Raw genomic sequence first — 19,592 nt, 5'->3', positions numbered from 1 at the left:
CACCATCGATGAAACGGCAGATCGCATTGCAGCTTTCCGGGATCGAGCGCCGCTACGGCCAGGGCGATACCGTCCTGTCCATCCTGAAGGGCGCCGACCTAACGCTGCATCGCGGCGAGATCGTCGCGCTGGTCGCGCCGTCCGGAACCGGCAAGTCGACCCTGCTGCATGTCGCCGGCCTGCTCGAACATCCCGATGCCGGCGAAGTGCTGATCAACGGCCGCAGTTGCAACAATCTGAGCGATGACGAGCGCACCGCCATCCGCCGCGCCGATATCGGCTTTGTCTACCAGTTCCACCATCTGCTGCCGGAGTTTTCCGCCTTGGAAAACATCATGATGCCGCAGCTCATCAGCGGCCTGCCGTGGAACGAGACCCGCGAGCGCGCCGGCCAGCTTCTCGATTACATGCGCATCGCGCATCGCGGCGATCATCGCCCGGCCGAGCTTTCCGGCGGCGAACAGCAACGCGTCGCCATTGGCCGCGCCGTCGCCAATGCGCCTCTGGTGCTGCTGGCCGATGAGCCGACTGGCAATCTCGATCCCGCCACCGCCCATTACGTCTTCGATGCTCTGGAAGCGCTGGTGCGCCAGTCCGGCCTCGCCGCCCTGATCGCCACCCATAATCATGAACTTGCCGCGCGCATGGACCGCCGCGTGACCATCGCCGACGGCAAGGTCGAGGAAATCTGACGATTTCGCGAGAGCATTTCCGATTTCCTTAAATCGCGAAAACGCTCCAACGCTTTGTTTGTCGCATCTCCGGACGGAAAACCGGTATCCACTTTTCCGGGAAACGCGCTATCGCATGAAAAAGCCATCCGCAGCGCCCGCCGCGGATGGCTTTTTGTCTTGCCATCGGCGTCTTAGCCGGTCGGGCAGGGACCGCGATCCTTTTCCTCGTCCCAGTCCTGGATTTTGATCGTCCTCGGCGCGACCTTGGCCGGCTTGTCGTTTACCGTCGCCTTGCCGGTCAGGACATTGTAGTCGCACTTGCCGGCAGCGTCGGGGTCGAGCGTATCGTAATAATTGTAGGTATAGCCGGCGACGACGAAATCGCCGTTGCGATAGGCGATGGTCAGTGTTTGCTCCCAGCGATTTCGGCCGATCGCATTTTGCTGGGACGTGACGGCAATCGAACCGTTGCCGAGCGCTTTGATGTCGGGATCGTTTCCATAGAGCCCGTCATGGCTATAATTGCCGAAAATCTTGTCGCGCGCCTGCGCGACCGGCTTCAGCAGCTTGTGATCGTCGCTCTGCAAGAAGATGTCGATGGAGATCATGTCGCTGTCGTCGCCGGGCGCCACCAGCAGTGCAAGATCCGGCGCGCCGTCCTTGTTCCAGTCACCGGTCGCCGCCGCGATGATGCGGTCGGCGGGAAAGTCCTGCGCCATGGCTGTTCCCGCCGGAATACCGAATAGGACTGCAGCCAGAATATGCCGTTTCATTCCTGTCTCCCTTGCTGTCGTCACCAGCAATAGCGCCCGGCCATCGGCCGGTCCAGCATCGTCCAGCATCTGCGCAAATGTGGCTTGACGACGGAACATAAATAGAACATGATAAGAACATAACGAAATGGAGATCAGCAATGACCGATGTTATTCGCGATATCGCAGCCTTCGCATCCATTGTCACTTTCGTCACAAGCGTCTGCTTCATCGTTCTGGCTATTTGAACTTTCCGGTGGCTCCGGCGCTGTCCGGAAGCGTCGCTGTTATTCCCTGTTCCCGTGATGTTCCTCCGCCTGTTTCAGATATCGTGTCAAAGCCCTGCATAACGTCTTTCCCGTGCTGGACTCGTCCTCCTTCCCGTTCGAAAATAGGAGATGAGTCTGGTGGATGCGGAAGATCGTCATGGGTGCTGAAAGCAGTGTGGAAACGAATGGCAAGCCAAGCGAACCGGTTCAGTTCGTTCATCTGCGCGTGCATTCCGCCTATTCGCTGCTCGAAGGGGCGCTGCCGCTCAAGAAGTTGTTGAGCAAGGCAATTGCCGACCGCCAGCCGGCGATTGCCGTGACCGATACCAACAATCTCTTCGTCGCGCTGGAATTCGCACAAAAGGCGATCGGCGATGGTTTGCAGCCAATCATCGGCTGCCAGATCGCCATCGACATGGAAGACGGCATGGAGGCGGAGCGGCGCGGGCCGCAAACTTTCGTTAAGCTGCCCTCTATCGTGTTGCTGGCCGCCGATGCCGGCGGATACGAACGACTGGTCGATCTGGTCAGCCGCGCTTATCTCGGCGGCGAGGGAAACAGCGCCGTCAATATCCGGCTTTCATGGCTGGAAGAGATCGGCACGCTGGGGCTGATTGCGCTGACGGGAGCGTCGACCGGGCCGATCGATTGCGCCTTGCGCGAGGGCCACGGCGCGGTGGCGGTCCATCGCCTGACGGCACTGAAACGTCTGTTCGCAGATCGGCTCTATGTCGAACTTCAGCGCCAGAGGGGTTACGACCGCCGCCACGAAGCGAAGATGATCGACCTCGCCTATGAGCACGATCTGCCGCTGGTCGCCACCAATGAGGCCTTCTTCCCGTCGCCGGACGATTTCGAGGCCCATGATGCGTTGATGGCCGTGGCGCACAATGCCATCGTTTCCGATGACAGCCGTTTCCGGCTGACGCCGGACCATTACCTGAAGAGCCGCGCGGAGATGGCGAAACTGTTCGCCGATCTGCCGGAAGCACTGGAAAATACCGTCGAAATCGCCCGGCGCTGCTCCTTCATCCTGAGTACACGCAAGCCGATCCTGCCGCGATTCACCGGCGCGACAGCGGATCCGGCCGAAGCCGAGCGCGCTGAATCGGCGGAATTGCGCCGGCAAGCGCAGGAAGGATTGGAAGACCGCATCGCCCTGCTTGGCATTGCCCCCGGCTATAGCGAACAGGATTATCGCGAGCGGCTGGAATTCGAGCTCAGCGTTATCGAGCGCATGGGGTTTCCCGGCTACTTCCTGATCGTTGCCGACTTCATCAAATGGGCCAAGCAGAACGACATTCCGGTCGGGCCGGGGCGTGGTTCGGGCGCGGGTTCGCTGGTTGCCTATGCGCTGACCATCACCGATGTCGATCCCTTGCGTTTTTCGCTGCTGTTCGAACGCTTCCTCAATCCTGACCGCGTCTCGATGCCGGACTTCGACATCGACTTCTGCCAGGACCGGCGTGAAGAGGTGATCCGCTACGTGCAGGGCAAGTATGGCCGCGAGCAGGTGGCGCAGATCATCACCTTCGGTTCGCTGCAGGCGCGCGCGGCGTTGCGCGACGTCGGGCGCGTGCTTGAAATGCCCTATGGCCAGGTCGACAAGATCTGCAAGCTGGTGCCGAACAACCCCGCCAACCCGACGCCGCTGTCCAAGGCGATCGAGGAAGAACCGCGCTTGCGTGAGGAGGCGGACAAGGAGCCGGTCGTCGCCCGCCTGCTGGATATCGCCCAGAAGATCGAGGGCCTGTATCGCCATGCCTCGACCCACGCCGCCGGCATCGTCATCGGCGACCGGCCGCTGTCGAAGCTGGTGCCGATGTATCGCGATCCGCGCTCGGACATGCCGGTCACCCAGTTCAACATGAAATGGGTGGAGCAGGCCGGGCTCGTCAAGTTCGACTTCCTTGGCCTCAAGACGCTGACGGTGCTGAAGACGGCGGTGGATTTCGTCCGCCGCCGCGGCATCGAGATCAATCTTTCGGCGATCCCGCTCGACGACCCCAAGACCTACGACATGCTGTCGCGCGGTGAGACGGTCGGCATCTTCCAGGTGGAAAGTGCCGGCATGCGCAAGGCGCTGATCGGTATGCGCCCTGACTGCATTGAGGACATCATCGCGCTGGTGGCGCTCTATCGCCCCGGCCCGATGGAAAACATCCCTGTCTACAATGCCCGCAAGCATCAGGAAGAGGAGATCGAGACCATCCATCCGATGATCGATCACCTTTTGAAGGAGACCCAAGGGGTTATCGTCTATCAGGAACAGGTGATGCAGATCGCCCAGGTTCTCTCGGGCTATTCGCTCGGCGAGGCCGACCTCCTGCGCCGCGCGATGGGCAAGAAGATCAAGGCGGAGATGGACCAGCAGCGCGAGCGCTTCGTCACCGGCGCCGTCGCCAACAAGGTTTCGAAGCCGCAGGCCGACCTGATCTTCGATCTCCTGGCGAAATTCGCCAATTACGGCTTCAACAAGTCGCACGCCGCCGCCTATGCTATCGTTTCCTACCAGACGGCCTATCTGAAGGCACATTACCCGGTCGAGTTTCTCGCCGCGTCGATGACCTACGATATGGCCAACACCGACAAGCTCAACGACTTCCGCCAGGACGCCAAGCGCCTCGGAATCAAGGTCGTGCCACCCTCGGTGCAAACCTCCCATCGCCTGTTCGAAGTCGGCGAGAACTGCATCTTCTATTCGCTGGCGGCGATCAAGGGTGTGGGCGAAGCGGCGGTCGAGCATATCATGGCGGTGCGCGGCGATGCGCCCTTTGCCAGTATCGAGGATTTCTGCCTGCGCATCGATCCCAAGCAGGTCAACCGGCGCGTCTTCGAAAGCCTGATCTGCGCCGGCGCCTTCGATTGTTTCGGCCATGACCGCGCCCAACTCGTCGCCAGCCTCGACCGCGTCATCGGTTACGCCCAGCGCGCCCAGGAAAACAAGTCGAGTGGCCAGTCGGATATGTTCGGCTCGGGCGCCGCCACCGGGCCGGAGACAATCACCTTCCCGACCTATAACGCCTGGCTTCCTTCCGAGCGGCTGCACCGCGAATTCCAGGTGCTCGGCTTTTATCTCTCCGCCCATCCGCTCGATTCCTACGACGCGATCCTGAAGAAGATGCGCGTGCAGAATTTCGCCGATTTCTCCGTCGCCGTAAAACAGGGCGCGACCGCCGGCCGGCTTGCGGGCACGGTGACCTCGAAGCAGGAGCGCAAGACGCGCACCGGCAACAAGATGGGCATCGTCGCCTTTTCGGATGCTTCCGGCCAGTATGAGGCCGTGCTGTTCTCGGAAGGGCTGAGCCAGTATCGCGACCTGCTGGAACCCGGCAAGTCGCTGATCATCACCGTCGCCGCCGAGGAGCGGCCGGAAGGCATCGGCTTGCGCATCCAGACGGCGCAGTCGCTGGAAGAGAAATCGGTGCAGATGCAAAAGGCGCTGCGCGTCTATGTCCGCGATTCCGGCCCCTTGAAGGCGGTCGCGACGCATCTCAACGCCAAGGGCGACGGGTTGGTGTCGTTCATCGTCATCAAGGAAGACGGCCGCCGCGAGATCGAGGTGGAGCTATCGGACAAATACCGCATCTCGCCTGAGATTGCCGCAGCGTTACGCGCGTCCCCCGGCGTCATCGATGTCGAACTGGTGTAGTTGCCTGACTCCAGGTCAGGCAACTGACGATACGGCAGGCATCAGCCGGCAGGGTTGCTGGCGGTGCGGGTCAGCGTGATGAAATCGGTGCCCTGACCGGTTTCCGGGCCAAGGCCCGTGTCGGAAATGGTGATCGACGAGCCCTCGCTGATCAGAGGCTCGATCTTGCGTCGCACCTCGTCGGGAATGGTGATGCGGTCCAGCGTCCGCGCCAGCGCAGCCGAAGCGTCGGCGTCTGCCTGGCTGGTGATGCCAAGACGTTTCATCGTTGCCGGCGACAGGCGGTTTTCCAGCGTCATGGCATTCCATTCGGCGGTGCCCGCAGTGCGATGAACGTCGATGGCCTGCAGGAAATGGGTTCCAAGCGCGATCTCGGGATCGGCGATCTCGATCGGCGCTTCGAGCACCGGCGCAAAACGCTGGCGCACGAGGATCTGGCCATGTGGCGGATGGCCCTTGCCGGCGGCCTGATAGAGCGCGTCCAAAAATTCCTCGCTCAGTAACGCCTTGGCTGCAATCGTCTTGTCTGACTTGAAGCGGGCAATGGCGTCGAGTGTCGCCCGTCCGGCCTGCCCATCGATGGTGCTGGCGTAATATCCGAGGCTGGTCAGCATCGTCTGGACGTCGACCAGTGTCTCGCGGTCGGTGCGTCGGGTGATGAGAATGCGCACCGGCGCGGTGTCGGCGATGACGGCGGTCGCGGTCGCGCCCGTCTTCGGCAGCACCTCGTTCATCGCCATCTCCACCTTTCGCAGCGATGGGTCGGGCGTCGTCGGCCGGAAATCGGCATCGGAAAGCAGCACGGGATCGGTCACCGGATTGCGCGGCTTGAACAGGGCGGGATGGCTGAAGGGTTCGGGGGCCACGGCCCGGTCGGTGATGATCACATGGCCGCCGCGCTCGGTCATCTGGTAGAGCGCCTTGGCGAATTTGGCCGGCAGGCGCACGCAGCCATGCGAGGCCGGATAGTTCGGCACGCTGTTGGATTCGTGCAGCGCGATGCCAGACCAGGTGATGCGCTGCATGTAGGGCATCGGCGCATTGGAATAGATGTTGGATTCGTGATACTTCTTCTTCTCGATGATCGAGAAGATGCCGGTCGGCGTCGAATGCCCGGCCTTGCCGGTCGAAACCCTGGACTTGGCGACGATCTGGCCGCCGTCATAGACGACCAGCGACTGATTGTCCTTCGACACGACGATCTGCAGGTCGCGCGCGCCATCGGCGAGAGCCGGCGAGACGAAAGCGGTCGTGGACAGGAGGCCGAGGCCGAAAACCAGGCGGCTCATCATGATGCTACCCCATACGCAAAACACATCGCGACACGTTACGCGGCGAAGTTTAATAAGTTTTGAAATGTCGTCCCTGCGGGAGAAGCTTCGCCTCGATGCGCATCCCGCGCCAGGCACTGAAACTGAAGCATTTCCCGCTTTCCGCGTACAGGAAGAAAGGCCGCGCCGGGGGATCACGCGCTATTGATCGGATGTGTTCGGGCGAAACGTATAGCCGGTTTCGACGCTTTTCTTGCCGAACTTGTCGCGCAGCTTGTCGATTGCCGCTTCCGCCGCCGCCCGCCGCGTTGCCTGCGCGTCGACCAGATCGGGCGGATCGGCGCGGCCGGGATCGCACAGATCGGTGACGCCGATGCCGAGCAGGCGGAATTTCGTGCCGTCCGTTTCCTTTTCGAGCAGCGTCAGCCCGGTGCGAAAAATGCGGTCGGCCAGCATGGTCGGGTCGGCGAGGCGCCGGTTGCGGGTGCGAATCCTGAAATCCGCCGTCTTCAGCTTCAGCACGACGGTATGGCCGGCAACGGCGCTTTTCTTCATCCGCCGCGCCACTTTTTCCGAGAGATCGCGCAGGATTGGCACGAGATCGTCATGGCGGTGAATGTCGTCGAAGAAGGTGGTTTCGGCCGAGACGCTTTTGGCGGCATCGTTGGGATGGACGTCGCGGTCGTCGATACCGCGCGACAGGCGGTAGAGGCGTTGGCCCATGGTGCCGTAGCGGCGCATCAGGTCGCCTTCCTCCATCGTCTGGAGCTGGCTGATCATACGGATCCCGTCGCTCTCCAGCGTCGCCGCAAAGGCCTTGCCGACGCCCCAGATGGTGGTGACCGGCCGGGCGGCGAGGAAGGTGAGGGCCTCTTCGCGGCCGATCACCGAGAAGCCACGCGGCTTCTGCAGGTCGGAGGCGACCTTGGCGAGGAACTTGCAATAGGAGAGACCGACTGAAACGCTGATCCCGATTTCCGCCTCGATGCGGCGGGCAAAGCGGGCGAGCGTCAGTGCCGGCGGCGCATGATGCAGCCGCTCGGTGCCGGAGAGATCGAGAAAGGCCTCGTCGATGGAGAGCGGCTGTACCAGCGGCGTCAATTCCTGCATCAGCGCCCGCACCTGGCGTCCCACGGTGACGTATTTCTCCATGTTCGGCGGAAGCACCACGGCCTGCGGGCAGGCCTCCAGCGCCTTGAACATCGGCATGGCCGAGCGGACGCCATGAATGCGGGCGATGTAGCAGGCGGTGGAGACGACGCCGCGTTTTCCACCGCCAATGATCAGCGGCTTGTCGGCAAGCTCGGGATTGTCGCGCTTTTCCACCGCGGCATAAAAGGCGTCGCAATCGATATGGGCGATGGTGAGGTCCAGCAGTTCCGCATGGCGCACCAGCCGCGGGCTGCCGCAGGCGCGGCAACGCCGCTCCTCGGTGGGTGCATCCCGGAGGCAATCCCGGCAGAAGCCCGGCATCTTTGCTGGTTGCGGCGTCATGATCGGGAACAAAGGTTGAACATCTCTTCATAGCGCCTTTGCCGGCGCCCCTCAAGCGCCTCCGCCGGTCATCCCCTATTCTCTGCGCTGCAGTGAGTCTGGATGCGCACCGCCAGATCACGCCAGCCTGCGACGGTCTCGACACCGGCGGCCGGTGGCGCCGCCAGCGAGCGGAAATCCGCATTGGCGATCATGCGGATCAGCAGGCAGGAGGGCACTTCCTCTGCCACCGATTGCAGGTTGCGGTCGATGTCGTCGACGAAGATCACCGGCAGGGCGCGATTGCGATGCAGCTCGCGCACCGCAAGGCCCTTCGGCCCTTCAGTGGCGATCATCGGGAAATGCAGGCCGAAACTGTCGAGTGCGGCGCGCCGCAGCGCCTTGTGATGCGGCTTCATCGCCGTCAGGAAAACGATATCGTGATCGGCGGAGAGCGCATGCAGCGTCTCGACGGCATCGCAAGCGGGCTTTTGCCAGCGGTTCTGGTCGCCGAAGAAGGCGTCGATGAGGTCGGTGACCCGCTGTGCCTCGATTTCGACGCCATCCGCTTCGCAGACGATGTTGCCATGCAGTCGGAAGGAGCGCGGCAGCAGGCGGCAGCCTTGCGCGGCGAGGAAAGCGGAAAAGGGCGAGATGAACTCGAACACGACCTCGTCGACGTCGCTGACGATCAGCGGACGCTCGCCGAGGGTTACGCCGGCGATTTCCGCCAGGCAATCGGTCTCAATACTCACCGGACGCCAGCCCCGGCCCGGAAAGCTTGTTCCAGGCCGCCGCCACCGCTTCCGGTGCGAAGCCGGAGACCTCGCAGAAGGTCATCAGGCTCGGCTCGTCCTGCATGACGAAATCGAGCAGCCCTGCCTGGAAACCGGGGTCGGCCATATGGGCGCGCAGGTCGATAGGGGCGACGCCCGACAGCGCCAGGAAGCGGCCGAGCATGTCCGGATCGTTGGCGAGCCAGCCAAGTATGGCGATGGCAACCTCTTGCGGGTCGGCAGCGGCGATCTTCTGCATTTCCGGTCTCTTCTGCATTTTGCGTCTGGATTACCTTTTTCTCAACCAAATGACTTTACGCTCCCGGCAGCAGAATAGAATCAGCTGCCGCGCATACCTATATTAAAACGCGCGCGCCGCGCATTCTCGGTTCAAGGACAGGTCGGATGCCCAAGCAGGTCATGATCGTAGAAGATAACGAGCTGAACATGAAGCTGTTTCGCGACCTCATCGAAGCGTCCGGCTACACGACCATCCAGACCCGCAACGGCATGGAGGCGCTCGATCTGGCGCGCAAGCACCGGCCGGACCTGATCCTGATGGATATCCAGCTTCCCGAGGTCTCGGGGCTGGAAGTGACCAAGTGGCTGAAGGAAGACGACGATCTGCACGTCATTCCGGTCATCGCCGTCACCGCCTTCGCCATGAAGGGCGACGAGGAGCGCATCCGCCAGGGTGGCTGCGAAGCCTATGTCTCCAAGCCGATCTCGGTGCCGAAATTCATCGAGACGATCAAGACCTATCTCGGCGACGCCTGAAGGGAAGCGTCATGACAGCTCGCATTCTGGTCGTCGACGACATTCCCGCCAACGTCAAGCTGCTCGAAGCCCGCCTGCTGGCCGAATATTTCGACGTGCTCACAGCCGCCGACGGTTTTGCCTGTCTCGATCTCTGCGCTCGCACCCAGGTCGACCTCATCCTTCTCGACATCATGATGCCGGGCATGGATGGCTTCGAGGTCTGTGAGCGGCTGAAATCCAATCCCAAGACCATGCATATCCCGGTCGTCATGGTGACTGCGCTCGACCAGCCGGCCGACCGTGTGCGCGGCCTGAAAGCTGGCGCCGACGATTTCCTCACCAAGCCGGTCAACGACCTGCAGCTCATCTCGCGCGTGAAAAGCCTCTTGCGCCTCAAGGCTTTGAGCGACGAACTGCGCCTGCGCGCCGAGACGGCGCACACCATCGGCATGGAAGAGCTGATGAAGGCCGAGATGCGCAACGACGAGAGCGGCAATGTCCTGCTCGTCGACGGGCGCGGCAGCTCGCAGGAGCGCATCGTCAAGGCGCTGAAGCCGATTGCGCAGGTCACGGCCATGTCCGATCCGCAGGCGGCGCTGTTTGAGGCGGCGGAAACGCCGTTCGAACTGGTCATCGTCAATTCGAATTTCGACGATTACGATCCGTTGCGCCTGTGTTCGCAGCTTCGCTCGCTGGAGCGTACCCGTTTCGTGCCGGTGCTGCTGGTGACGGAGCAGGGGGCGGATACGATGGTGGTGCGCGCCCTCGATCTCGGCGTCAACGACTATATCGTCCGCCCGATCGATCCCAACGAACTGATCGCCCGCTGCCTGACGCAGATTCGCCGCAAGCGCTTCAACGACCGCCTGCGCAGCAGCGTGCAGCAGACGATCGAACTGGCGGTTACCGACGCGCTGACCGGGCTCAACAATCGCCGCTATCTCGACAATCACCTGGCCGTGCTGTTCCAGCGCGCCAAGGCGCGGTCACGTCCGATGTCGTTGTGCATCACCGATATCGACCGCTTCAAGTCGGTCAACGATACCTATGGTCACGATGCCGGCGACGAGGTGCTGAAGGAATTCGCCCGCCGCATTCGCTCGACGGTGCGCGGCGCCGATCTCGCCTGCCGCTACGGCGGGGAGGAATTCGTGCTGGTCATGCCCGATACCGTGCCGGAGATGGCGACCGCTGCCGCCGAGCGCCTGCGCGCGGTCATCGAGAACGAACCCTTCCGCCTGAAGGGCGCCGGCGTCGACCTGCATATCACCGCCTCCATCGGTCTGTCCTCGACGCTATGGGGCGCACCGTCGCCGGAGGCGCTGCTCAAGGATGCCGACCGCGCCCTCTACGAGGCCAAGCGCAGCGGCCGCAATCGGGTCGTGGCGGCAGCTGCTTGAGACGAATCGCGTGCGGCTTCCAAGAGGGACAACTCGTATGCACGCAAAGGTGGATTTCGCTCTGAAAGCCGTGCTGCGTCGCGCGCGTATACCGATAGGTTGGCGGCCTGGTATTCTCTGGGGATAACCGTCACGGGTGTCGTAAAGACTACATGAATGCCGGATAGTTTCTTTTCCTGAGATTGCGGGAGAAGATCGAGCTTTAGCGATATCCTGCAACGCAATAGCGGACTATATGGCCCGCCGGAGTGGCTCTGCATCCGGGTTGCTGCTGGCTCGTCACGAGAATTTTTCTTGTCGCCGATGCAGATTTTTCAATATTTCTTGCTGAATTTGAAGTTATACGCGTTTCAAGTTTTGAAATAGTGTCGTGACTTGCAATTTGAAAATACATCAGACGAAACAAGGCCCCCGACTTTAACCATATGGGGACAAAGCTTGGGCGGTGAATTAAGAATTTGTTGATTTTCTTCAGATTTTGGGCAAACTGAGATCAGAAAAGAAGACAACCTCGGTGACGAGGATACGGTTACCCCATGATGCTCAGGTCCGCCGCATCTCCTGGGTCGTGGGGTCGGCCGGCTGTTTGGCGAATATACGGTTCCTCGTGCCGTCCGCCGGCAGCCGGCCCCCATTTCAAGAACGCCGCTTTCCAGCCCGGAAATGCGGCGTTTTTCATGTCCGCTATTTGGCCCAAACCAAACGGAAGGCACAAAAAAAGCGCGGATCAAAAATCCGCGCCTTTTTTAAAAGTCCGGAAAGACGATCTTACTTGATCTTGGCTTCCTTGAACTCGACATGCTTCTTGGCAACCGGGTCGTACTTCGTCTTCGTCATCTTTTCCGTCATCGTACGGCTGTTCTTGGTCGTGACGTAGAAGAAGCCCGTGTCGGCGGTCGACAGCAGCTTGATCTTGATCGTTGTAGCTTTCGCCATGGTCATCCTGCCTTATTCTAAAAAATGATGCCGTGGACATCCGGAAGGGCCCACGGCAAATTCTGGCGCGAAACTACTTCCCGCGCCCGAAAAGTCAAGTCCGTTTTGGCCCAAAAAGCGTGCGTCCGAGCGAGAGGACTGTGTAAAGGCCGAAGAATCCGGCGATCGCCCAGGCAAAGCCGTTATTTCCGCTGATATCGATGGCCGCGCCGATGGCCTGCGGGCCGGCCACCGTACCGACTGCATAGCAGAAGATGAAGGCGGCATTGGCGGCGGCGAGATCGGCGCCGGTGAGTCGCGAGCCGAGATGGCTGAGGCCGACCGTATAGAGCCCGGCGACGCAGCCACCGAAGAACAGCAGCACCGCCGCCATCAGCAGCCAGCTCGACGCCAGCCAGGGCAGGGCAAGCGAGCCGCAAAGGCCGATGATGGCCATCAGCGACAGCAGCTTGCGCCGGTCCTTCATGCGATCGGACAGCATGCCGAGCGGGATCTGGAAGACGACATTGCCGAGGCCCATGATCGTCAGCAGAAGGGCGGCCTGCGACTCGGTGAAGCCGGAGCGGGTGGCATAGATCGGAAAAAGCGACAGCCCGCCTGCCTCCACCGCGCCGAAAATGAAGACGGCCGCCGTGGCACTCGGCACCAGGAAGACGTAGCGGAAGAAATGCAGCTCCGGCTTTTCGTCGAGCACCGGGCTTTCGTTGCGTGCGATGAAGATCGGAATGGCGGCGACGAGGATGGCGATGGCGCCGATCGCAAAGGGCAGGATGCCCTCGCTGCCGACGATGGAGAAGATCAGAGGGCCGGTGGCGAAGCCCAGCGACAGCACCGTCGAATAGATGCCGAGCACCAGCCCGCGCCGATGCGGCGGCGAGGCGGCATTGATCCAGAATTCCGAGAGCACGAACAGCGTCGTCGTGGCGCCGTGGAAGGCGACGCGCAGTGGAAACCACATCCAGAAGGCTTCGGCGTAATAGAAGCCCAGCGCGCTCAGCGCCGAGACCAGCACGGCCCAGATCATGGTCGTGGCGACACCGAAGCGATGCGCGAACCAGGTGGTGACGGGTGCCGCCGCCATGGCGGCGATACCGGCCATGGCGGAATTCAGCCCGATCAGCGTCGAGGAGATGCCGCGCTTTTCAAGGATGATGCTGAGCAGCGGCAGGCCGAGGCCGATGGCGATGCCGACGGCGGTGATGGCCGAGACGGCGGCGACCAGGGACGGCCAATGGATGACCTCAGGATGATCCGGGGGGCCGTTATGCGGCGAAGACATGCGAAATCCTGTCAGAGCATGTTGCGAAGAAGCGTGCGGCGGTTTTCCGATAACAACATGCGATAAAACAAAGCGCTATAACCTGCTGCGAAAGAACTGGCCGCGCCGGCTGTAATAGAAGGGCACGGTGCTGCCGAAGGGCAGAGCGGGGTCGTCGCTGAGCAGCTTCGCCAGGTCGCAGAGCACCGAGCGGGTGATCCACGGCACGTTCAGGCCGTCGAGTTCCTGCAGGTCGTGCCAGCCGAGATCGTGCAGCTCGTGGGTGTCGGCGATGCCGTCGAGCGTCATGCCGGCCTCGTCGGCGAAGGTGGAGAAGAAGCGGGTGTCGAAGCGGCGCACGCTGCCGGGCGGCGTGATGGCGCGGGCGACGTAGCGCAGCGTGCCGAGCTGGGCATGCAAGCGGCCGGCGATGCGCTCGCCGAGCACCAGCCCGGTTTCCTCCTCCAGCTCGCGCACGGCCGCAAGGGCGAGCGCACGCGCGCCGCGCTGCGAGGCGCTGCGGCTCTTTTCAGCCATCAGGCGCGAGAGGACGTCGGGATGCAGATCGCTGGCAAACGGCAGGACATGATCCAGCCGGTCGCGGCGGCCGCCGGGAAAGACATAGGCATCGGGCATGAACACATGCTTGCTGCTGCGTTTTCCGAGCAGGACACGCGGGCGCCCGGCGGAGCGGTCGAGCAGAATAAGGGTTGCGGCATCGCGGGGCTTGACGGGTGGGTTGCGCAATGCGCCGGGATGGATGTTTTCAACGCGGTCCAGCCGCTCCGGCATGCTCATTCGCGATATCCTCCGGCGTCGGGATCGTCCAGCTCGTCCTCGTGTCCGCCGAAACCGTGCATACGCAAGGCCCATTGCAATCCTATGACGCCACCCTTGATCGGCTGGATCGTCAGAAGCGCCGTCAACAGGGTGATCGGTCCCCAGATGACCATATGCACCCAGGTGGGCAAATGCCAGATCATGTCAGTCATCATGTAGCCGCCGACGGTGACATGCCCGATGATGAAGATTACCAGATAAGGCGGCAGGTCGTCGGAGCGCTGGTGCGACAAATCCTCGCCGCAGGCCGCGCAACGGTCGACCGGCTTCAGGAAGGCGCGAAACAGCCGGCCGCTGCCGCAGGCCGGGCACGTGTTGAGCAGCCCACGCATGATCGAGCGGCCGACCGGCCGTTCGGCCTCGCTCGGGGCGCCGAAGCGCATGGCTTCCTGGCTGTGATCGCTCGACATTCGTCTCTCCTTCCGGTTTTCCCGAGATTAACGCCGGCCGCGTGGCGGGCGCGTTCCCGGCTGGCGGGGCCTTGCCGTCCCGCGCCGCGAGGTCTTGTGGAAAGAGCGCGTGGCGGTCGGCATCTTCCGTCCCTCGCTCAGCATTTCGAAGCGCAGCGCGCCGGCCAGCGGCACGGCTTCCACCAGCCGCACCTGCACGCGGTCGCCAAGCTGGTAGCCGAGCCCGGTGCGCTCGCCGGTCAGCGCCTGATGCGCCTCGTCATAGATGAAGTAGTCCTGCCCCAGCGTCGAGACCGGAACGAAGCCGTCCGCCCCGAATTCCGGCAGCGAAACGAACAGCCCGGCCTTGGTGACGCCGCGCACCTGGCCATTGAACTCCTGGCCGATCCGGCCGGAAAGGTGATGGGCGATCAGGCGGTCGACCGTCTCGCGCTCGGCCGCCATGGCGCGCCGCTCGAAGGTTGAGATTTCGGCGGCGATGTCGTCCAGCGTGCCTTCCTCGTCCGGCGTGATGCCGCCTTCGCCGAGCCCCAGCGAGCCCACCAGCGCCCGATGCACGATCAGGTCGGCATAGCGGCGGATCGGCGAGGTGAAATGGGCGTATTTCATCAGGTTGAGGCCGAAATGGCCGATATTTTCCGGGCTGTAGATCGCCTGGCTCTGCGAGCGCAGCACCATTTCGTTGACCATGGTCTGGTGCGGCGTGCCCTCGGCTTTCGCAAGAATGCCGTTGAAGGAATTGGCCCGCACATTGCCGCCCTTGGCGAGCGGAATGCTGAGCGTCGCCAGGAACTCGCGAAGACCCTCCTGCTTGGCGAGCGACGGCGCGTCGTGGATGCGGTAGATCAGCGGCTGGCGCTTCTTCTCCAGCGTCTCGGCGGCGCAGACATTGGCCTGGATCATCATCTCCTCGATCAGCTTGTGGGCGTCGAGGCGCGGCGGCACGAAGACCCGGTCGACGGTGCCGTCCGGTTTCAGGAGGATCTTGCGCTCGGGCATGTCGAGTTCGAGCGGCTGGCGGCGGTCGCGGCCGCGCTTCATCGTCTCGTAGGCCCGCCACAGCGGCTTGAGGATCGGCTCTAGCAGCGGGCCGGCCTTGTCGTCGGGATTGCCGTCGATGGCCGCCTGCGCCTGTTGGTAGGAGAGCTTGGCGGCACTTTTCATCATGATGCGATGGAAGGTATGGCCGAGCTTGCGGCCGTCGCGCGAAAACACCATGCGCACGGCAAGCGCCGGCCGGTCTTCGCCCTCGCGCAGTGAGCAGAGATCGTTGGAGATGCGTTCGGGCAGCATCGGCACGACGCGGTCGGGGAAATAGACCGAATTGCCGCGCTTCAGCGCCTCGCGGTCGAGCGGCGCGTTGGGGCGCACATACCAGGAGACGTCGGCGATGGCGACGGTGACGATGGTTCCGCCCTCATTGTCGGGCGAGGGGTCGTCCTCGGCATAGACGGCGTCGTCATGGTCCTTGGCATCGGCTGGATCGATGGTGATCAGCGGCAGGGCGCGCCAGTCGTCGCGTTTGCCCATCGGCGCCGGCTGGGCCGCTTCCGCATCGGCGATCACGGCGGGGGGGAAGATATAGGGGATGCCATGGGAATGGATGGCGATCATCGAGATCGCCTTTTCCGAGGCGACCGAGCCGATGACCGACAGAACCTTGCCGCGCGCCAGACCGTAGCGGCCGAGGCGCGCCACCTCGACTTCGATCAGGTCGCCGTCCTTGGCTTCGCCGGTGAAATCCGGGTCGATGACCATTTCCTCGCCACGCTTGTCGATCGGCATCAGCCGACCGCCGCCACCGGGCGTTTCGCGGAAGACGCCGAGCAGGGCGTTGCGGCGCCGGTCGAGCAGCTTGATGATGCGGGCGGTATAGGCCGGGCCGCCGCGATCGCCGGCCGGGAAGATCTTCGCCAGCACCCGGTCGCCGAGGCCGCCGATGGGGGCCTTGCTCTTGGCGCGCGCCTGCGACGACTGGCGGATCAGCACGGCCGGCGCGACGCCGGCCTCTTCCGGCCATTCGGCCGGGCGGCCGATCAACTCGCCGTCCTTGTCGCGGGTGGTGATGTCGAGCACGGTGACCGGCGGCAGCGCGCCGGGGCGGATCAGCGACTTGCGGTTCTTCTGAACCAGCCCGTCGTCTTCCAGCGTGCGCAGCAGCTCCTTCAATTCGACCCGCTGCTCGCCTTTAAGCCCGAAGGCCTTGGCGAGTTCGCGCTTCGAGGCCTTTTCGGGGTGCTCGGCGATGAAGCGCAGCACGACGTCGCGCGGCGGAAGGACGCCGTGGATGAGGTCGTTGGCGGTTTCGGAAGCGTCCGCGCGGCGCGCCTTGCCTGTCGGTTTTCCGGCAGATGCCCTGCCGCGCGGTGGTTTTGTCGCCATCAGCTCTTCTTTGTCTTCGTTTTCGCGGCCGGCTTGGCCGTGGATTTCGCAGCCTTCGGTTTGGCGGCCCCCGATTTGGCGGCCTTGGTCGTGTCGCCGTCCTCGGCCTTCGCCGCCTTGGCCTTGGCTTTCGGCGCGGCCTTGGCCTTGGTCGCCTTGGCCGGGGCCTTGTCGGCAATCAGCGCCAAAGCTTCCTCCAGCGTCACGTCCTCGGGCGTCTTGCCTTTGGGCAATGTAGCATTGACCTTGCCCCAGTTCACGTAGGGACCGTAACGGCCGTCGCGAACGGTGATCGGCCCGCCATCGGGATGGTCGCCAAGCGTTTTCAGCGCGGCGGGTGCGGCGCGTCCACGCCCGCCCGCACCCTTGGTCTGCTTGTCTGCCAGCACCGAAACGGCGCGGTTGAGGCCGATGGTGAAGACCTCGTCGACGCCTTCCAGATTGGCATAGGTGCCGTCATGCAGCACGAAGGGACCGTAACGGCCGAGGCCGGTCGAGATCATCTTGCCGCTTTCGGGATGCTGGCCGACATCGCGCGGCAGCGAAAGCAGCGCCAGCGCCTTTTCATGGTCGATGCTGTCGGGCGTCCAGCCCTTGGGCAGCGAGGAACGCTTGGCCTCCTTGCCATCGCCGCGCTGGATATAGGGACCAAAACGGCCGCTGCGAAGGGTAATCTCCTCGCCGGTCATCGGATCCTTGCCGAGCGCCTTCGGCTCGTTGAGGCCGGCGGCATCGGCTTCCGCGCCACCTTCGGAAGAGAGCTGGCGGGTATAGTTGCATTCCGGATAGTTCGAGCAGCCGACGAAAGCGCCGTATTTGCCGAGCTTCAGCGACAATTGCCCGGTGCCGCAGACCTGGCAGACGCGCGGATTGGAGCCGTCCTCGCGCTTGGGGAAGACCAGCGGCGCCAGCATGTCATTCAGCGCATCGAGCACGTTGGTGACGCGCAGTTCCTTGGTGTCCTCGATCTGGGCGAAGAAATCGCGCCAGAAATCGCGCAGCACGTCCTTCCAATTCAGTTCGCCGGCGGAGATGCGGTCGAGCTTCTCTTCGAGATCGGCGGTGAAGTCGTATTCGACGTAACGGTTGAAGAAGCTTTCGAGGAAGGCCGTCACCAGCCGGCCCTTGGCCTGCGGCAGCAGCTTGCGCTTTTCGATGGTCACGTAGTCGCGGTCGCGCAGCGTCGCCAGCGTCGCGGCATAGGTGGAGGGGCGGCCGATGCCGAGCTCCTCCATCTTCTTGATCAGCGTGGCTTCGGAATAGCGCGGCGGCGGCTCGGTGAAATGCTGGGTGGCGTTGACCTTGTTCTTCGCCAGCTTTTCCTGGGCGTTGATTTCCGGCAGGCGGCCGCCGTCCTCGCTGTCGTCGGCCTGCTCGCCGTCTTCCTTCTGATCGGTATAGGCGGCGATGAAGCCGTCGAAACGGATGACCGAGCCGACGGCGCGCAGGCCGGCCTTGTCGCCGCCGTTGTCGGCGAGGATCTCGACGGTGGTGCGCTCGATTTCGGCCGATGCCATCTGGCTGGCGATGCCGCGCTTCCAGACGAGATCGTAGAGGCGTAGTTGATCCGGATCGAGATAGTGCTTCACCTGGTCGGGCGTGCGGTTGAAATCGGTCGGGCGGATGGCTTCGTGGGCTTCCTGGGCGTTTTTCGCCTTGGTCGAATAGAAGCGCGGCTTTTCCGGCAGGTAGCGGGCGCCGAACTGGTCGCCGATGGCGGCGCGGGCGGCATCGATGGCTTCCGGGGCCATCTGCACGCCGTCGGTACGCATATAAGTAATGAGGCCGACGGTCTCGCCGCCGATGTCGATGCCTTCATAGAGCTTCTGCGCCACCTGCATGGTGCGCGAGGCCGAGAAGCCGAGCTTGGAGGACGCGGCCTGCTGCAGCGTCGAGGTGGTGAAGGGCGGGCTCGGATTGCGCTTGACGGGCTTGGCTTCGACGCTCTCGACGGCATAGGACGCGCCGTCGAGCAGGTTGCGCAGGCGGTCGGCGGCTTCCCGGTTGGTAATGCCGCGCGGGGGAAGGCGCTTGCCATCGGCGGAAACCAGCCGGGCTTCGAATTCGTCGCCGCGCGGCGTCTTCAGAAGCGCGGCGATCTGCCAATATTCTTCGGTGACGAAACGCTCGATTTCCGACTCGCGGTCACAGACGAGGCGCAACGCCACCGATTGCACGCGGCCGGCGGAACGGGCGCCCGGCAGCTTGCGCCACAGCACCGGCGACAGATTGAAGCCGACGAGGTAATCGAGCGCCCGACGCGCCAGATAGGCATCGACCAGCGCGATATCGATGTCGCGCGGTTGCGCCATCGCATCCAGCACCGCCTTCTTGGTAATGGCGTTGAAGACGACGCGCTTGACCGGCTTGTCGCCGATGACGCGCTTCTTCTTGAGGAGATCGAGCACATGCCAGGAAATGGCTTCGCCTTCGCGATCCGGGTCGGTCGCGAGGATGAGGCCGTCGGAGGATTTCACCGCATCGGCGATGTCCTTCACCCGTTTCTGCGAGGCGCCGTCGACTTCCCACAGCATTTCGAAATCCTGGTCGGGCAGCACCGAGCCGTCCTTGGCGGGAAGATCGCGCACATGACCGAACGAGGCGAGAACCTTGTAACCAGGCCCAAGATACTTGTTGATGGTCTTGGCCTTGGCCGGCGACTCTACCACTACAACATTCATCGCATATCTCTAAAGAATTGGATCGCGGGATTGCGGCCGGCTTCGTTCTCGTCGCGAAC

At 63.0% G+C, this 19,592-nt stretch carries 15 protein-coding genes; 4 read left to right on the top strand and 11 right to left on the bottom strand.

Annotated features, from left to right (window positions below; all coding sequences use genetic code 11):
• Window positions 1-8 precede the first annotated feature (8 nt).
• Window positions 9-692, top strand: a complete 684-nt coding sequence (locus P7F60_RS11815) for an ABC transporter ATP-binding protein (protein WP_277917922.1) — start codon at window positions 9-11, stop codon at window positions 690-692.
• A 173-nt stretch (window positions 693-865) separates the two neighbouring features.
• On the opposite strand, the gene P7F60_RS11810 is transcribed toward P7F60_RS11815, so the two are convergent.
• On the bottom strand, window positions 866-1,447 hold the full coding sequence (locus tag P7F60_RS11810; protein WP_277917921.1) for a hypothetical protein: 582 nt from the start codon (window positions 1,445-1,447) through the stop codon (window positions 866-868).
• A 405-nt stretch (window positions 1,448-1,852) separates the two neighbouring features.
• Here P7F60_RS11810 and dnaE point away from each other — a divergent pair, with 405 nt between their 5' ends.
• The gene (dnaE, locus tag P7F60_RS11805) at window positions 1,853-5,347 is read left to right on the top strand and encodes a DNA polymerase III subunit alpha (protein WP_277918177.1); all 3,495 of its coding nucleotides are present in this window, start codon (window positions 1,853-1,855) and stop codon (window positions 5,345-5,347) included.
• A 41-nt stretch (window positions 5,348-5,388) separates the two neighbouring features.
• Here dnaE and P7F60_RS11800 read toward each other — a convergent pair whose 3' ends face one another.
• The 4 genes from P7F60_RS11800 to P7F60_RS11785 all read right to left on the bottom strand — a co-directional run bounded on the left by P7F60_RS11800 (window position 5,389) and on the right by P7F60_RS11785 (window position 9,126).
• Window positions 5,389-6,639, bottom strand: a complete 1,251-nt coding sequence (locus P7F60_RS11800) for a L,D-transpeptidase family protein (RefSeq protein ID WP_277917920.1) — start codon at window positions 6,637-6,639, stop codon at window positions 5,389-5,391.
• Between the two features lie 180 nt (window positions 6,640-6,819).
• Window positions 6,820-8,112 carry a DNA polymerase IV gene (locus tag P7F60_RS11795; RefSeq protein WP_277917919.1) on the bottom strand — a complete coding sequence of 431 codons (1,293 nt, stop codon included), beginning with the start codon at window positions 8,110-8,112 and terminating at the stop codon, window positions 6,820-6,822.
• 68 nt (window positions 8,113-8,180) lie between these two features.
• Window positions 8,181-8,846, bottom strand: a complete 666-nt coding sequence (locus P7F60_RS11790) for a hypothetical protein (RefSeq protein WP_277917918.1) — start codon at window positions 8,844-8,846, stop codon at window positions 8,181-8,183.
• On the bottom strand, window positions 8,836-9,126 hold the full coding sequence (locus tag P7F60_RS11785; protein WP_277917917.1) for a DUF3572 domain-containing protein: 291 nt from the start codon (window positions 9,124-9,126) through the stop codon (window positions 8,836-8,838). The genes P7F60_RS11790 and P7F60_RS11785 overlap by 11 nt, the downstream gene beginning before the upstream one ends.
• Before the next feature lie 146 nt (window positions 9,127-9,272).
• Here P7F60_RS11785 and P7F60_RS11780 point away from each other — a divergent pair, with 146 nt between their 5' ends.
• Both P7F60_RS11780 and P7F60_RS11775 read left to right on the top strand, forming a co-directional pair.
• Window positions 9,273-9,644, top strand: coding sequence for a response regulator (locus tag P7F60_RS11780; protein WP_028754034.1), 372 nt, complete (start codon window positions 9,273-9,275; stop codon window positions 9,642-9,644).
• A gap of 11 nt (window positions 9,645-9,655) precedes the next feature.
• The gene (locus P7F60_RS11775; RefSeq protein WP_277917915.1) at window positions 9,656-11,026 is read left to right on the top strand and encodes a PleD family two-component system response regulator; all 1,371 of its coding nucleotides are present in this window, start codon (window positions 9,656-9,658) and stop codon (window positions 11,024-11,026) included.
• 768 nt (window positions 11,027-11,794) lie between these two features.
• On the opposite strand, the gene rpmG is transcribed toward P7F60_RS11775, so the two are convergent.
• The 6 genes from rpmG to topA form a co-directional block, all read right to left on the bottom strand.
• Entirely contained in the window at window positions 11,795-11,962 is a 168-nt protein-coding gene (gene rpmG / locus P7F60_RS11770; RefSeq protein ID WP_277917914.1) for a 50S ribosomal protein L33, read from the bottom strand.
• Between the two features lie 94 nt (window positions 11,963-12,056).
• The gene (locus P7F60_RS11765; protein WP_277917913.1) at window positions 12,057-13,241 is read right to left on the bottom strand and encodes an MFS transporter; all 1,185 of its coding nucleotides are present in this window, start codon (window positions 13,239-13,241) and stop codon (window positions 12,057-12,059) included.
• A 75-nt stretch (window positions 13,242-13,316) separates the two neighbouring features.
• A complete protein-coding gene (locus P7F60_RS11760) occupies window positions 13,317-14,012 on the bottom strand; it encodes an NUDIX domain-containing protein (RefSeq protein ID WP_277918176.1) in 696 nt (231 codons plus the stop codon).
• A gap of 2 nt (window positions 14,013-14,014) precedes the next feature.
• On the bottom strand, window positions 14,015-14,470 hold the full coding sequence (locus P7F60_RS11755; protein WP_277917912.1) for a DUF983 domain-containing protein: 456 nt from the start codon (window positions 14,468-14,470) through the stop codon (window positions 14,015-14,017).
• Between the two features lie 27 nt (window positions 14,471-14,497).
• Window positions 14,498-16,852, bottom strand: a complete 2,355-nt coding sequence (gene rnr, locus P7F60_RS11750; RefSeq protein ID WP_277917911.1) for a ribonuclease R — start codon at window positions 16,850-16,852, stop codon at window positions 14,498-14,500.
• Window positions 16,852-19,533: a type I DNA topoisomerase gene (topA, locus tag P7F60_RS11745; protein ID WP_277917910.1), complete on the bottom strand. Its 2,682-nt coding sequence runs from the start codon at window positions 19,531-19,533 to the stop codon at window positions 16,852-16,854. The genes rnr and topA overlap by 1 nt, the downstream gene beginning before the upstream one ends.
• Between the last annotated feature and the right edge of the window lie 59 nt (window positions 19,534-19,592).

It is taken from the genome of Rhizobium sp. YJ-22 (assembly GCF_029601685.1).
In the GTDB taxonomy this organism is placed as follows: Bacteria; Pseudomonadota; Alphaproteobacteria; order Rhizobiales; family Rhizobiaceae; genus Metarhizobium.
The sequence above is the reverse complement of the archived record's forward strand: the minus strand, read 5'-3'. Positions and strand labels throughout refer to the sequence as shown.

Coding starts and splice junctions, on each gene's coding strand:
- P7F60_RS11815 (WP_277917922.1), top strand. CDS start 9: ATGAAACGGCAGATCGCATTGCAGCTTTCCGGGATCGAGCGCCGCTAC.
- P7F60_RS11810 (WP_277917921.1), bottom strand. CDS start 1,447: ATGAAACGGCATATTCTGGCTGCAGTCCTATTCGGTATTCCGGCGGGA.
- dnaE (WP_277918177.1), top strand. CDS start 1,853: ATGGGTGCTGAAAGCAGTGTGGAAACGAATGGCAAGCCAAGCGAACCG.
- P7F60_RS11800 (WP_277917920.1), bottom strand. CDS start 6,639: ATGATGAGCCGCCTGGTTTTCGGCCTCGGCCTCCTGTCCACGACCGCT.
- P7F60_RS11795 (WP_277917919.1), bottom strand. CDS start 8,112: ATGACGCCGCAACCAGCAAAGATGCCGGGCTTCTGCCGGGATTGCCTC.
- P7F60_RS11785 (WP_277917917.1), bottom strand. CDS start 9,126: ATGCAGAAGATCGCCGCTGCCGACCCGCAAGAGGTTGCCATCGCCATA.
- P7F60_RS11780 (WP_028754034.1), top strand. CDS start 9,273: ATGCCCAAGCAGGTCATGATCGTAGAAGATAACGAGCTGAACATGAAG.
- P7F60_RS11775 (WP_277917915.1), top strand. CDS start 9,656: ATGACAGCTCGCATTCTGGTCGTCGACGACATTCCCGCCAACGTCAAG.
- rpmG (WP_277917914.1), bottom strand. CDS start 11,962: ATGGCGAAAGCTACAACGATCAAGATCAAGCTGCTGTCGACCGCCGAC.
- P7F60_RS11765 (WP_277917913.1), bottom strand. CDS start 13,241: ATGTCTTCGCCGCATAACGGCCCCCCGGATCATCCTGAGGTCATCCAT.
- P7F60_RS11760 (WP_277918176.1), bottom strand. CDS start 14,012: ATGCCGGAGCGGCTGGACCGCGTTGAAAACATCCATCCCGGCGCATTG.
- P7F60_RS11755 (WP_277917912.1), bottom strand. CDS start 14,470: ATGTCGAGCGATCACAGCCAGGAAGCCATGCGCTTCGGCGCCCCGAGC.
- rnr (WP_277917911.1), bottom strand. CDS start 16,852: ATGGCGACAAAACCACCGCGCGGCAGGGCATCTGCCGGAAAACCGACA.
- topA (WP_277917910.1), bottom strand. CDS start 19,533: ATGAATGTTGTAGTGGTAGAGTCGCCGGCCAAGGCCAAGACCATCAAC.